General features: G+C 64.9%; 11 protein-coding genes. 6 read left to right on the plus strand and 5 right to left on the minus strand.

Going from position 1 to position 13,855, the window contains the following annotated elements; genetic code table 11:
* Positions 1-62: 62 nt before the first annotated feature.
* Entirely contained in the window at positions 63-302 is a 240-nt protein-coding gene (locus GGD65_RS41080; RefSeq protein ID WP_026202694.1) for a hypothetical protein, read from the plus strand.
* Here GGD65_RS41080 and GGD65_RS06395 read toward each other — a convergent pair whose 3' ends face one another.
* Together GGD65_RS06395 and GGD65_RS06400 are read right to left on the minus strand one after the other, a co-directional pair.
* Positions 303-1,517, minus strand: a complete 1,215-nt coding sequence (locus GGD65_RS06395) for a hypothetical protein (protein WP_183234681.1) — start codon at positions 1,515-1,517, stop codon at positions 303-305.
* 2 nt (positions 1,518-1,519) lie between these two features.
* Positions 1,520-2,887, minus strand: coding sequence for an APC family permease (locus tag GGD65_RS06400; protein WP_183234682.1), 1,368 nt, complete (start codon positions 2,885-2,887; stop codon positions 1,520-1,522).
* 353 nt (positions 2,888-3,240) lie between these two features.
* Between GGD65_RS06400 and GGD65_RS06405 the strand changes: the two genes are divergently transcribed.
* Both GGD65_RS06405 and GGD65_RS06410 read left to right on the plus strand, forming a co-directional pair.
* A complete protein-coding gene (locus GGD65_RS06405; protein WP_246783199.1) occupies positions 3,241-4,530 on the plus strand; it encodes an alpha/beta hydrolase in 1,290 nt (429 codons plus the stop codon).
* Positions 4,531-4,701: 171 nt separating this feature from the next.
* Complete coding sequence (locus tag GGD65_RS06410; protein ID WP_038950525.1) at positions 4,702-5,028, plus strand: GrlR family regulatory protein; 327 nt, start codon at positions 4,702-4,704, stop codon at positions 5,026-5,028.
* 34 nt (positions 5,029-5,062) lie between these two features.
* On the opposite strand, the gene GGD65_RS06415 is transcribed toward GGD65_RS06410, so the two are convergent.
* Together GGD65_RS06415 and GGD65_RS06420 are read right to left on the minus strand one after the other, a co-directional pair.
* Positions 5,063-5,440: a hypothetical protein gene (locus GGD65_RS06415; RefSeq protein ID WP_018322153.1), complete on the minus strand. Its 378-nt coding sequence runs from the start codon at positions 5,438-5,440 to the stop codon at positions 5,063-5,065.
* Positions 5,441-5,531: 91 nt separating this feature from the next.
* A complete protein-coding gene (locus tag GGD65_RS06420) occupies positions 5,532-6,701 on the minus strand; it encodes an MFS transporter (protein ID WP_183234683.1) in 1,170 nt (389 codons plus the stop codon).
* A 184-nt stretch (positions 6,702-6,885) separates the two neighbouring features.
* Here GGD65_RS06420 and thrS point away from each other — a divergent pair, with 184 nt between their 5' ends.
* The 3 genes from thrS to GGD65_RS06435 all read left to right on the plus strand — a co-directional run bounded on the left by thrS (position 6,886) and on the right by GGD65_RS06435 (position 10,929).
* Complete coding sequence (gene thrS / locus GGD65_RS06425) at positions 6,886-8,940, plus strand: threonine--tRNA ligase (RefSeq protein WP_018322151.1); 2,055 nt, start codon at positions 6,886-6,888, stop codon at positions 8,938-8,940.
* A gap of 93 nt (positions 8,941-9,033) precedes the next feature.
* On the plus strand, positions 9,034-9,597 hold the full coding sequence (locus GGD65_RS06430; protein ID WP_018322150.1) for a nitroreductase: 564 nt from the start codon (positions 9,034-9,036) through the stop codon (positions 9,595-9,597).
* A gap of 63 nt (positions 9,598-9,660) precedes the next feature.
* Positions 9,661-10,929 carry a serine hydrolase gene (locus GGD65_RS06435; RefSeq protein WP_183234684.1) on the plus strand — a complete coding sequence of 423 codons (1,269 nt, stop codon included), beginning with the start codon at positions 9,661-9,663 and terminating at the stop codon, positions 10,927-10,929.
* On the opposite strand, the gene GGD65_RS06440 is transcribed toward GGD65_RS06435, so the two are convergent.
* A complete protein-coding gene (locus GGD65_RS06440; RefSeq protein ID WP_183234685.1) occupies positions 10,915-13,377 on the minus strand; it encodes a bifunctional diguanylate cyclase/phosphodiesterase in 2,463 nt (820 codons plus the stop codon). The genes GGD65_RS06435 and GGD65_RS06440 overlap by 15 nt on opposite strands.
* Between the last annotated feature and the right edge of the window lie 478 nt (positions 13,378-13,855).

Here is a 13,855-nt window from a genome sequence, read left to right on the forward strand (position 1 = left end):
CTGAGGGGAACCGTAAGGGTTCTTCCCGCGTTGTTTTGATGCTCCCCCGGGAGGAAACAACAATGCGCTGGAAAATCAGCCCTCATCTTCACTTTAGGCCTTTTCACTTCGGGCTTTCTCACTTCAGGCCTGGGCCCACCCCCGGCTCCAGGCGGCACCACGACCCCAGAACCTTGGACCTGCTCGCGATCGTCGCCTTGCTGGCGCTCGTGCTTGGCTCCGGCTGGTATCTGGCGACGAGTTTAGCCACCGCGCCGAGCACGACTGCGTTCATCGTGCCGAGCCAGAGCGTGCACTGGTGATTATCGGAACCAGTAAAAGCGCCCGGGCGGCGGCGGGATCGGCTCGGGCGGCCGCAGCCGTTTTGGACGCGGCGGTTTCGGCGTCGGATCGGCCGACGAGGTGGCCTCCCCGCCCGGTGCCGTTTCGATGCCCGGCACCCTCACCGCCAGCAGCAAATTGGATTCGTGCATCCGCCAGCGGTAGCCGACGCCGAAATCGATCGGCTGGGCCCGGGTAAACAACTCGGAATAGCGCTCCTGGTAGCGGCCGGGGAATTCGTCGATCGGCCCGAGATAGCGGCCGAACGGGAAGAAACGCCATTGCCGCGCGCCGTAGTTCGCAAGCGGAATCCCGGAATCGTCCTGGATGATGGTGGCGCTGTTGGCAAGCAACCAGTCGCGAACGACGGTGAAGTTTCCGGAGTGCATGAGATAGGACGCGCTCTTGAGCAGGCTGTTGCCGGGTCCGAGCGTCTCGCAGAATTTCAAGAATCCGGTGTTGCGCGCGCCGGAATTGGAAAGATCGGTCGAGAAATAATACAGCGTGCGCGTTTCCCCGTCGCTGCCGGCGAAGGTGATGCGAACGCCGCGCGTCGCGTTACGGCCCGGATTGTCGTCGCCGACACGCAAGCCCCCCTTGTCGTCGAGCGCGATCATCTCGACGTTGCGGATGGTCTTGCCGGAGCGCGCCAGGAAAACATAAAGGATCGGCAAGGTGCCGTTGACCTGGTTGGCGTGCAGGTCGACCTTCATCTGCTTGGTGATGAAGAAGGAAAAGCTCAGGATCGAGCCGAGCGAGCGCTCGACATTGTAGAGCGCCGCGCCGACCGCGCCGCGCGGCAGCCGGGTCAAATCGGGCACGGCGCCGACCGGTTCCAGCGCGCCGAGCACGTAGTTGCTGGCCTTGGAATAGAAGGCGTTGGCGTAGAGGAAATCGGGGCCGCTGAACATGTAGAACATGGTCGGCCGGGGCGCGGCGAGATTGACGTCGGCCCAATCGCGGATCTTGGAGAGCTGGCGCTGTTCGAGCTGGGCGAAGGCGCCGTCGAAGAATTTTGCGTGGCGCTGCCAGCCTGGGTCCTTCGTGAGCGCCACCAGTGGCGAGTCCGCCGAGGGCTGCATGCCCGCGAGGAAGCGCGCGGTGTCATCGAAGGTGGCGTCGGCGGCGCGGGCGGACGAGACGGCCGCGGCCAGCAGGGCAAGAGCTGTGGCCGCAATTCTGAGGGGACGAAACATGTCTATGCGCGATCGTGTGAATTGCCAGCGGCGACCGGCCGCCTGCGGAAAACAGCATAAATCACTAGGCCCGAGAGCATGACGAGCATCCCCGCGAGCGACTGCAGCGGCCGCTCGGTCAACAGGTAGTACATCATGAACGCGGTCACGAGCAGGAAAACCAGGGGCGTGAACGGGTATCCCCAGGCGCGATAGGGCCTCGGCAAATCGGGATCGGTGATGCGCAGCTTGATGACGCCGGCGACCGTGAAGAACGAGCAGAACAACAGTGCGAACTGGATGAAGTCGAGCACCGCCTCGAAGCTGCGCGTGAACAGCAGCAGATTGGCGACGGCGAGCTGAAACAGGATCGCATAGGCCGGTGCGCCGCTCGCCGATCGCTTCGAGAACACGCGTAAGGCGGGAATGTCCTCCCCCATCGTCATCATCACGCGCGGGCCGATCCACATCATCGCGCTGATCGAGGAGATCAGGCCAACGCAGATCATCGCGCCGACGATCCGACCGCCGAGGCTGCCGAAGATGGCGCTACCGGCAACGCTGGCGACATCGAGCTGACCGGCAAGCGCACCGACGGGCGTCGAATGGAGAAACACTGCATTCAGCGCGACGTACAGCACGAGCACGATCAGCGTGCCCGCCAGCAGCGCGCGCGGCAGATTCCGCTGCGGCATGTTCATCTCGCCGATGATGTAGGTCGCGGCGTTCCAGCCCGAGAACGAATACATCACGAAGACCAGCCCGATCGCAAACGGCGCGCTGACGATGTGGGCGAGATCGCCCGGCTGCGGCGCGAAGGTGATCGGTTGCGGGGCAGCGATGACGAAGCCGGCGACCAGGAAGGCGACGATCAGCGCGACCTTGATGATCGTCGCGATCAGCTGGAAGGTCGAGGAGTGCCTGACGCCGGTCAGTTGCACGAGCGAGACCAGCCACACCACGGCGATGGCGAGCGGGATCGGCGGCAGATCGGGCACGACCGATTTGGCATATTCGCCGAACGCCATCGCGGCGAGCGCGACCGGCGCTGCGAAGCCGACCGTCGCCGACACCCAGCCGGCGAGAAAGCCGAAGGCGGGATGATAGGCGCGACCGAGGAAATTGTACTCGCCGCTCGAGCGCGGAAACATCGCCCCGAGTTCGCTGTAGGCGAACACCCCGCACAGCGCGACGATGCCGCCGACGGTCCACAGCAGCAGGATCGAGAAGCCGGACGGGATGTCCTTGACCTGGAAGCCGAGGCTGGTGAAGACGCCGACCCCGATCATGTCGGCCACGACGATGGCGGTTGCGACCAGAACTGAGACCCCGGGCCCGCTTCCGGTCAGCCGGCCAGTCCAGGGCGCGGTTCCCGCATTTGATGCCGTCATCGGGGTCCTTAACCTCAGGCGTCGTGCCTCATGGGCGCATCGTGCAGGTTGGCCCAGTCAATTCAAGCAGGGTTAACAAGGGCTAAATGAGGCGACGGAAGCAGGTAATTGAACACCGCTTATTCTGCTCCCAAGCGCTAAAGCTGCGCCAGCCCCCGGGAAAGCCCGTCCCCCTCCCCCACAATCAGGACACGATTGCATGGTCCTTTTGAGCGTTCCGGATGTGGGGAAGTTCTCCGGACGCTTAACGTCACCTAAACGCCGGTCGGCTCAATTGTCTCTTAATACGCCGATGGACGTGACTTTGGGGTCATGGGTGGATGGTCGGGGCCGTTCCGAAATTGAGAGCTGACATGCGTGCCGACCGGACGTCGTCCGGTGCGCGCGGTCATGCGCTCCGGGTCGGCCTGATCTCAGCCTTGGTGCCGCTTTCGCTGACACTGGTTCAATGCGGCAAGGCGCCCAATCCGGCGGCCCTCGCGGCGAATTCGCAGGCCAATGTTCAGGTCGTTGCGAAGACAAATCAGCAAGTCGCGAGCGGCGACACGTTCGAGGATCGCTTCCCCGCCCCGCAATTCGGGGAGCGCTTCCCCTCGGCGAGCGAGAGTTTTCTGCAGCGGCAGATGTCGGACTTCTCGCCGAAACGGGCCGTGCAGCAATCGCCCCCGGAGCAGGCCCCCTACAAGGTTGCTTCGCTCGAGCCGCAGGTCCCCTACAAGCGTTCGCCCCGCGACGACCTGACGACGCTCGTCAGCATGAAGTCGTCGGCCTTCCCCTATTTCGGCAACAACCCCGCCTCCGACGCGCCGTTCCTCAACGTCGCCAAGGGCGACCGCCGCGGCCATCGCAGCTATTCCGGTCGCGTGTTCTGGCAGGACGAGACCTACAATGACAGCCGCGTGCTGATGCACGTGCCCGAGCATTTCGACGTCCGCAAGCCCGGCGTGATCGTGGTGTTCTTCCACGGCAATGGCGCAACGCTCGAACGCGACGTGCGGGATCGCCAGCTGGTGCCGAAGCAGATCACCGATTCCGGCGCCAATGCCGTGCTGCTCGCCCCGCAGATGGCCGTCGATGCCGCCGATTCCAGCGCCGGCAAGTTCTGGCAACCTGGCGGCTTCAAGCGCTTCATGGCGGAATCGGCCGACCACCTCGCCCGCGTCACCGGCGATCCCAACAGCGCCCGCGCCTTCGCCAACATGCCGATCGTGATCGTCGGCTACAGCGGCGGCTTCCTGCCGACGGCCTGGAGCCTCGAGGTCGGCGGCATCAGCGACCGCGTCCGCGGCGTCGTGCTGCTCGACGCCGTCTATGGCGAGATGGACAAGTTCGCGTCCTGGATCGAGAACCACCGTTCCGGCTTCTTCGTCAGCGCCTACACCCGCCACACCGCGCGGCGCGATCGCGAGCTGATGAGCATGCTCCGGCAGAAGGGCATCAGCGTCGCAGAGGACATGGACGGCCCCTTGCGTCCCGGCAGCGTGGTGTTCGTCGAGACCGGCGAGGGCATCACCCATCGCGACTACGTCACCCGCGCCTGGACGCGGGATCCACTCAAGGATGTGCTGGTGAAGATGTCGGCGACGCCGGCGCTGGCGCTGACCCGCGTGGCCGCCACCAGTTCCGGCGCATCGAGCCGATAGGTTTGGATGTTGGTCCAGCCGGTGTCCGGCTGCATTGCCTGCAATTCCCTCAGGCTCTGATCAAAATGTAATGTTGATGGCCGACATCCCCGGGTGCCACCGGATTGCTTCCGCCAGCAAGGCTCATAGTTTGCCGGCCAGTTTGCGATTGGAATTCGGTGGGGACAGGCAGTGCGTCAGGGATTGTACAAGGTCGACTTCCATACCGTTCATGGAACGGGCTGCGGCGTCGTCTATGTGATGGATGGCAAGATGCGAGGGGGCAATTCCGCTTTCGCCTTCATCGGCACCTATACGGGCGAAGGCGACAGCATCAAGGTCAAGATCTCGACCCAGCGCTACAACGACGACCCCTCCTTCAAGGCTCTGTTCGGCACCGACCGGATCACGCTGGCGCTCGCCGGCCGGGAGGACGGCGACAACGCCGAATTCGAGGGCAACGCGCTGCAGGCGCCGGGCGTTGCCTTCCGGGCCGTGCTGAGCCGGATCAGCGACTGAGCTTCAGCTCGTCTACGATCAGCTCTTGTCAGTACTAGCTCTTGGGCAGCTTCGGAATGCTCTCGGCAAAGCCGTTGAAGCAGGCCAGCCGCTCGTCCTCTTCCTTGAAGAAGCGGCAATCGGCGTAGCCCTTGGCCTTCGCCGGCTTCGGCTTCGGCGCCGGCGCGATCACCGCGTCGTAGCAATTGAGGCGGTCCTTGGTGCCGTCGTCGAGCTCGAGGCAGGCCTGGAGCCGGGCCGCGATCGATTGCGGCTTGCCCTTCGCCGCTGCGGCCGGCTTGGCCGCTGCCTCCTTCGTCCCCTTGGGCTTGACCTGCACCAAGGGCTTGTCCCCCACCATCGGTGGCTTGTCGGCTTGCGCAAACGCGGAGGCTGAATAGAGCACCGCGGCAACCGCCAGAATCATCCTCATTTCAGTCAACTCTCTTTGGTCCCCATGACCGGCGTTCTAGCGCTCCCGCGCGCGGTTTGCCAAGCACATTGCGTACACGAAGCCGCGGGATTCAGGCCGTTGCGGCCGCAGGCCGGCGCCGGGTCAGGACCACCAGGATCAGCGCCAGCACGACGAAACCGACCGCGACGAAGCCGAGCGCATGCAGGAGTTCGCGGGCGAACAGCAGCCCGCCGACGGCGGAGCCAACCGCCTGGCCGATATAGAGGACGGACGTATTGAGCGCGACAGTCGCCGACGCCAGCCGTGGCGCGGCCGCGACCAGCCGCACCTGCTGCATCGAATTGGTCGAGGCAAAGCCGAGGCCCCAGATCGCGACCCCGACCGTCATGAAGGCTAGCGTGCCGGCGCCGAGCGCCCAGCCCGTGATGCCCGCAAGCAGCAGGCAGGTGAACAGCAGCGAGGTCCGATAGGGGCCCGAGGTGTCGACGATGCGGGTGGCGATGACGACGCCGAGGAAGCCGCAGACGCCGTAAAGCGCGAACACCATGCCGACCGCATCGGGACCGGCACCGGTGAGCTTCTTGAGCAACGGGCCCATGAAGGTGAACACCACGAACTGCCCCGACATTTGCAGCATGGTGATCGCCAGCAGCAGCAGAATTGTGCTGTTGCGGCCGACCTCGCGCCAGGTCTTCAGGTCCACCGGCGCGCCTTTCAGGCCTGCCGGCAGATGCAGCAGCAACAAGAGGAAACTGATGCAGCCGAGCGCGCCGATCTCGCCATAGGCTGCGCGCCAGCCATAGCGGCTGGCGATGAAGGTGATCAGCGGAAGGCCAACGGCGGCAGCCAGCGACCAGCCGAGGAAGATATAGGCGATGGTACTGCCCCGCCGCTCCACCGGCACGATCAACGCCGCCGTGCCGGCGGCCTGCGGCGTGTAGAGCGCACCGACCGCGAGCATCACGAGACGGATGGCGAGGAGGCTGGTGTAATCGGGTGCAAAGGCCGAGCCGAGATTGCCGAAGGCGAGCACCGCCAGCGTCGTCGTGAGCAGCGTCCGCCGTTCGATGCGGCTTGTCAGCCAGGCCGTCAGCGGCGAGCCGATGCACAGCGTGATCGCGCCGAAGGTGATGAGGAGCCCGGCCGCGTGAATGCTGACGTCGAGCCCCGTCGCCAACTCCGGCAGCATGCCCGCCGGCGCCAGCACCGAGCAGCCGGTGACGAGATTGCCGAGCATCAAGGCGGTTGGCGCGAAACGCGGGGCGCGTGCATTTTCCATGCAAGTGCATGTAGAGCAGCCGCCGGGCCAGTTAAAGGGCCGGTGCGAAATAGTTCGTGCGCACGCCCGTTTTATGCGCCGATTTTCTTGGAATTGCCGGATTGCGCAGGCCGAATCGCCTGATATATCGCTCGTTCCCGCTTACCTGCGCTCGTTCGCAGGAGTGAGCCTCAGGAGAAAAGCAATGACTGACCAGTCCAAGGACCAGCCGAAGTCCGAATCCGGCTTCCAATATTCCCTCAGCAATCTGAAGCCCGTGACCCCCGCCGCCAAAGTTACCCTCACCTTTCCGGACGGCGCCCAGCGTCAATACGACCAAAGCATCACCGGCCTCGATATCGCCAAGGGCATCTCGCCGTCGCTGGCCAAGCGCACGGTCGCGATGGCGCTCGACGGCGTCGTCGCCGACCTCAACGATCCCATCGAGGCCGACGCCAAGCTCGAGCTGATCAGCCGCGACGATCCGCGCGCGCTCGAATTGATCCGCCACGATTGCGCCCACGTGCTGGCTGAGGCCGTGCAGACGCTGTGGCCGGGCACGCAGGTCACCATCGGTCCCGTGATCGAGAACGGCTTCTACTACGACTTCTTCCGCAACGAGCCGTTCACGCCGGAAGACTTTGCCGCGATCGAGAAGAAGATGCGCGAGATCATCGCGCGCGACAAACCCTTCACCAAGGAAGTCTGGGACCGCGAGAAGACCAAGCAGGTGTTCCGCGACAAGGGCGAGGCCTTCAAGGTCGAGCTGGTCGACGCCATTCCCGGCACCGAGCCGATCAAGATCTACTATCAGGGCGACTGGTTCGATCTGTGCCGCGGCCCGCACATGACCTCGACCGGCAAGGTCGGCAACGCCTTCAAGCTGATGAAGGTGGCCGGCGCCTACTGGCGCGGCGACAGCAACAACCCGATGCTGACCCGCATCTACGGCACGGCCTTCGCCAAGCAGGAGGACCTCGACGCTTATCTCAAGCAGATCGAGGAAGCCGAGAAGCGCGACCATCGCAAGCTCGGGCGCGAGCTCGACCTCTTCCATTTCCAGGAGGAAGGTCCGGGCGTCGTGTTCTGGCACCCGAAGGGCTGGACCATCTTCCAGCAGCTGATCGCCTATATGCGTCGGCGCCTGACCGGCGACTACAGCGAGGTCAACGCGCCGCAGATCCTCGACAAGGTGCTGTGGGAGACCTCGGGCCATTGGGGCTGGTACCGCGAGAACATGTTCGCGGCGCAGTCGGCCGGCGACGAGGCAGAGGACAAGCGCTGGTTTGCGCTCAAGCCGATGAACTGCCCGGGTCACGTGCAGATCTTCAAGCACGGCCTGAAGAGCTACCGCGACCTGCCCTTGCGCCTCGCCGAGTTCGGCGTGGTGCATCGCTATGAGCCCTCCGGCGCCATGCACGGCCTGATGCGCGTGCGCGGTTTCACCCAGGACGACGCGCACATCTTCTGCACTGAGGACCAGCTCGCCGAAGAGTGCCTGAAGATCAACGAGCTCATCCTGTCCACCTATGCCGATTTCGGCTTCACCGGCGATCTCACGGTGAAGCTGTCGACGCGGCCGGACAAGCGCGTCGGCACCGACGAGATGTGGGATCACGCCGAACGCGTGATGGCCACCGTGCTGCGCGAGATCCAGTCGCAGAACAATCACATCAAGACCGAGATCAACCCGGGCGAAGGCGCCTTCTACGGGCCGAAGTTCGAATATGTCCTCCGCGATGCCATCGGCCGCGACTGGCAGTGCGGCACCACGCAGGTCGACTTCAACCTGCCGGAGCGGTTCGGCGCTTTCTACATCGACCATGACGGCGGCAAGAAGCCGCCTGTCATGGTGCACCGGGCGATCTGCGGCTCGATGGAGCGCTATATCGGCATCCTGATCGAGCACTATGCCGGCAACTTCCCGCTCTGGCTGTCGCCGGTGCAGGCGGTGGTCACCACCATCACCTCGGAAGGCGACGAGTACGCCAAGGTGGTGATGGAGCAGGCACGCCGCGCCGGGCTTCGGGTCGAGATCGACCTGCGCAACGAAAAGATCAACTACAAGGTCCGCGAGCACTCGCTGGCCAAGATCCCCGCCCTGCTCGTGGTCGGCAAGAAGGAGGCCGAGACGCATTCGGTCTCGGTCCGCCGCCTCGGCAGCGACGGCCAGAAGGTGATGACGACCGAGGAGGCGATCGCCGCCCTGGTCGACGAGGCAACCCCGCCCGACGTCAAGCGGGTGCGGGGCGCGGTCTAATCCCTGAAATCGATCTAAACTCGCTTCCGGTTGCGGGCGTGCATGCTTATCTCCGCATGGCACGCCCGACGACCAGTTGAAGAGGATCTCCCAGTGCCCGACGCCATCGAACTCCTGAAGACCCGCCGCTCGGTCAAGCCGCGCGAGATGACCGGGCCTGGCCCCTCCGCGGCCGAGCTCGAGACCATCCTCACCATCGGCGCCCGTGTGCCCGACCATGGCAAGCTGGCGCCCTGGCGCTTCATCATCTTCGAGGGCGACGCCCGCCAGCGCGCCGGCGAGGTGATCGCGAAGGTGTTTGCCCGGAAAAATCCCGGCGCGCCCGCCGCCGACGTCGAGATTGAGCGCAAACGCCTCACCGACGCGCCGCTGGTGATCGGCATCGTCAGCTTCACCAGGCCGCACCCGAAGGTGCCGGCGTTCGAGCAGGAATTGTCGGCCGGCGCCAGCGCCATGAACATCGTCACGGCCGCGACCGCGCTCGGCTACGGCGCCTGCTGGCTGACCGGCTGGTTCTCGTTCGATCGCGAGGTGCTCGATGGCCTCGGCCTCAAGCCGGACGAAAAGCTCGCCGGCTTCATCCACGTGGGCACGCCGACCAAGCCGAGCGAAGACCGTCCGCGGCCGTTCCTTTCGGAAATCGTGACGCGTTTTTAATCGAAGGCTTGTTGACGCCTCTGGCGTCTTGCGGCTTTGATCCCGGCCAGGGAGGAAGCCGGGATGAAGCGTCGTGATTTTCTGGTCGGGGCCGCGCTGCTGGCCGGCACGATGGCGCGAAGCCGGGCCGCCGACATCCCCGCCCCGTCGCCCGACGGGCTCGACCGCATCACGGCGTATTTCAACGACGAGGTGGGAAGCGGCCGGCTGCCGGGGGCCGTGATCCTGGTGCAGCAGCACGGCAAGCCGGTCTATCTGAAGACGTTTGGCCTGCGCGACGTCAGGACCAGTCTTGCGATGACGCCGGATACGATCTTCGCGATCCACTCGATGACCAAGCCGATCACCTGCCTTGGCGCGATGATGCTGATCGACGAAGGCAAGCTGGCGCTCACCGACCCCGTGTCGAAATACGTTCCCCTGTTTGCCGACACCAAGGTCGGTCTCGAGGTCACCCTGCCCGACGGCAAGCTGGAGCTCGATCTCGTGCCGCCGGTCCGCCCCGTCAACATCGAGGACTTGCTGCGGCACACTTCGGGCATCAGCTACGATTATATCGGCGGCAAATGGGTCGAGCAGGCCTACAAGGCCGCCAACATCTTCGAAGGCCAATTCAACAACAGGGAATTCGCCGACCGCATCGCCAAGCTGCCGCTGGCGCGGCAGCCGGGAACGCTGTGGCGCTACGGCCATTCCACCGACGTGCTCGGCAGCGTCATCGAGATCATCTCGGGCCAGACGCTGTATCAGTTCCTGAAACAGCGCATCTTCGACCCGCTCGGCATGAGCAGCACCAAATTCACGCTGGCGACCGAGGACGAGCTCGCGCGGATGGCGCGGCCGCTGCCGAACGATTTCATCCTGCTCGCCGCCGAGCGCGACCGCCTCGATCATCCCGAATGGCAATCCGGCGGCGGCGGCCTGCTCTCGACCATCACCGACTATCAGCGCTTCTCGCAGATGCTGCTCAACGGCGGCGAATTCGAGGGCAAGCGCTATCTCAGCCCTGCCGCGTTCAAGGCCATGACGACCGATCACATCGGACCCGGCTCCGGCGTCGGACGCGATTATTTCTATTTCCCGGGTGACGGCTTCGGCTATGGCTACGGCCTTGCGGTGCGGACCGATCCCGGCAACGCCAAACCGCCGCCGCCGGGCTCGCTCGGCGAGCTGAAATGGGACTCTGGGAGCGGCACCTATTTCGGCGTCGATCCCAAGCTCGACATGGTCTACCTCATGATGCAGCAGACCCAGAACGAGCGCAGCCGCGTCACGCCCGCCTTCAAGGCGCTGGTCTACGACTGCTACCCCGAGAGACTACGCCGCCCGTGAGGCGCGCTGACCGAAATCGGCGAGCAGCTTTGCGATCTCGGCCGCAGGCCGCGCCGCACTGAACAGAAAGCCCTGCACCTCGTTGCAGCCCTCGGCGCGCAGCCAGTCGAGCTGATCCTCGGTCTCGACGCCTTCGGCGGTCGTGGTGATGTTGAGGCTGCGGCCGAGCCCGGAGATCGCGCGCACGATCGCGCTGCAATCGGGCCGCTGCGCCAGATCCTTGACGAACGAGCGGTCGATCTTGATCTTGTCGAACGGGAAGCTCCTGAGATAGCTCAGGCTGGAATAGCCGGTGCCGAAATCATCCATGGAGATGCTGACGCCGAGCTCGCGGAGCTGGTGCAGGATGGCGAGATTGGCGTCGGTCTCGGCCAGGAAGATCGACTCGGTGATTTCGAGCTCGAGCCGCCGCGGCGACAGGCCGGACTGCGCCAGCGCCGAGATCACGATTTGCACCAGGTTGCGGCTGCGGAATTGCGCCGGCGACAGATTGACCGCGACCTTGACGTCGGCAGGCCATTTGACGGCCTCGGCGCAGGCTTCGCGCAGCACCCACTCCCCTAACTGGGTGATGAGGCCGATGTCCTCGGCGACCGGGATGAACTCCGCCGGCGAGATCATGCCCTTGTCCGGATGACGCCAGCGCAGCAGCGACTCGAAGCCGGAGATGCGATCGGAGGCGATCGACACCAGCGGCTGATAGTGCAGCTCGAACTCGCCATTGGCGAACGCACGCCGCAGATCGAGCTCCATGTCGCGGCGCTTCTGCGCCTGCAGGTCCATCTCGCGCTCGAAGAAATGATGCACGCCGCCGCCGTCGGACTTCGCCCGGTACAACGCCATGTCGGCATTGCGCATCAGCTCTTCCGGCGTCGCGCCGTCGCCGGGCGACAGCGCGATGCCGATGCTGGCACCGATCACCATCTTCTGGCCGTCGAGGTCATAGGGCGCCTTCAGCATGTCGATCAGCAGGCCAGCGCAGGCGCTGGCCTCGTTCGGCGAGACGTCGGCGGCAAGGATCACCGCGAATTCGTCGCCGCCGAGCCGCGCCGCCAGATTGCCGCCGCGGACGGCAAGGGTCAGGCGCTCGGCGACGTCCTTGAGCAGGCGGTCGCCGACGGGATGACCGAAGGAATCGTTGATGTTCTTGAACAGGTCGAGATCGATGTAGAGCACGCCGACCCGTCTTCCCGCCGCCTGCTCCAGCGCCTGCTTCAGCCGCTCCTGGAAATATTCGCGGTTCGGCAGGTCGGTGAGGCCGTCATGGTGGGCCATGTGCGCGATGCGCGCCTCCGCCTTGCGCCGTTCGGTGATGTCGACCACCGCGACCAGATAGCCGTCGCGATCGTCGAAGGCGACGCGGCGGCCGAAGGTGAGCACCTCGATCTCGCTGCCGTCGGCGCGCAAATGCCGCCAGTTGCGCGAGGAGTGGTAGGCCTCCCCCACGCGCTCCAGCGCCTCGGCGTGGCTGTCCCACTCGTCCTCCGGCCAGATCTCGTGCAGCTTCATGCGCAGGAAGGTGGCGCGGCTGTAGCCGTAATGCTGGACCGCGGCGTCGTTGACGCCAAGGAATTCCTTGGTCTGCGCGTCGAACACCCACATCGGCATCGGGTTGCTGTCGAACAGCAGGCGGAACGAGGCGTCGCGCCGCTTCAACGCCGTGACATCGGAGATCGTCAACGAGACCACGTCGGCGAAGGCCGTTGCGCTGAGCCGGAGATGACGTCCGTCGCTTTCGATCTCGAGCTGCTCGCCGCGGCCGCCCGCGACGGCCTTGAGCAAAAAGTCCATGATCTCGGGCGAGGCCAGCAGCGTGTTGCCCTCGCCGATCCGCCGCCACAACAGGTTTCCGGTCGCTACATTCAGCAGCGCACTTGCGCTGTTGTTGTGGTGCACGACCTGGAGATCGGACGGCTTGCCGCCGGCATCGCGCAGCGTCGCCAGCGAGATCACCGCGTCGTCGGTCGAGGCGAAGATCGCGTCCAGCAGATTGTACTGGGTGCCGCGCTCGTTGATGTAGGCGCCGACCAGCGTGGCGCCCCAGCGCGAGGCCGTCGGCAGCGCCAGCACATCGTAGGTCCGGACCATGCCGTCGCGCACGCAATGCGCGCTGGCCTGATAGGGTCGTCCATTGGCAAGCGCGCTCGTCGCCGCTTCCGACAGCGCGGTGGCGCAATCCGGCGACAATTCGGCGACGGGGATATCCCAACGCTCCTCGCCGAGCCATTTTTGCACGTAGCGTCCGCTGCGTGACAGTTCGAGCGTGCCGTCGTTCCTCAATAGCGCGATGTGATCGGCGAGCCGTCCGAGACTGCCGAGCATCACGTCCTCATAGCGCGGCAGCCGATCGCCCGGCTTCAGCGCGGCACGCCATTTGCGCTGAAGCACCGGGATGTCGTCGAACATTTCGGCGGCCGGTTTTCCCGACACTTTCTTCGCGGCATTCATGGCAGTCCCCAACGCACTTTCCCGGCGCATCCAATGCAGCTGCGCTTAACGACATGTAAAAAGGCCGCAGGCGCGGGTTCCATTCGGCGATTATGACAGTTTTAAGTCAGGTGTTGGTTAGTGGGCGTTAGAGACTATGACGGTGATGCGAAGCTCTCGTATCCCCGGAACGCGCCGCAGCGTTCTTACGCTGCTGCGCAGAGCCGGGACCCAGGAAGCCGCAGCACGTGCTGATACATGGGCCCCGGCTCTGCAGCGCACCGCCGAAGAGGCGCTGCGCAGCGTCCGGGGCACGAGAGCGGAGCTTGGCGCACCACTGCGTCAACATCGTCACTGCGAGCGCAGCGACTTGTCCGCCGAAGCCTTGGCGAAGGCCGAAGCAATCCAGAATCCTTCCGCAGTGGCCATATTTAATCCGTCATCCTGAGGTGCGAGGCGTGCGATGCGAACGCATCGCATGCCGAGCCTCGAAGGATGA

The sequence above is a fragment of the Bradyrhizobium sp. CIR18 genome (genome assembly GCF_014198295.1).
Lineage (GTDB): Bacteria > Pseudomonadota > Alphaproteobacteria > Rhizobiales > Xanthobacteraceae > Bradyrhizobium.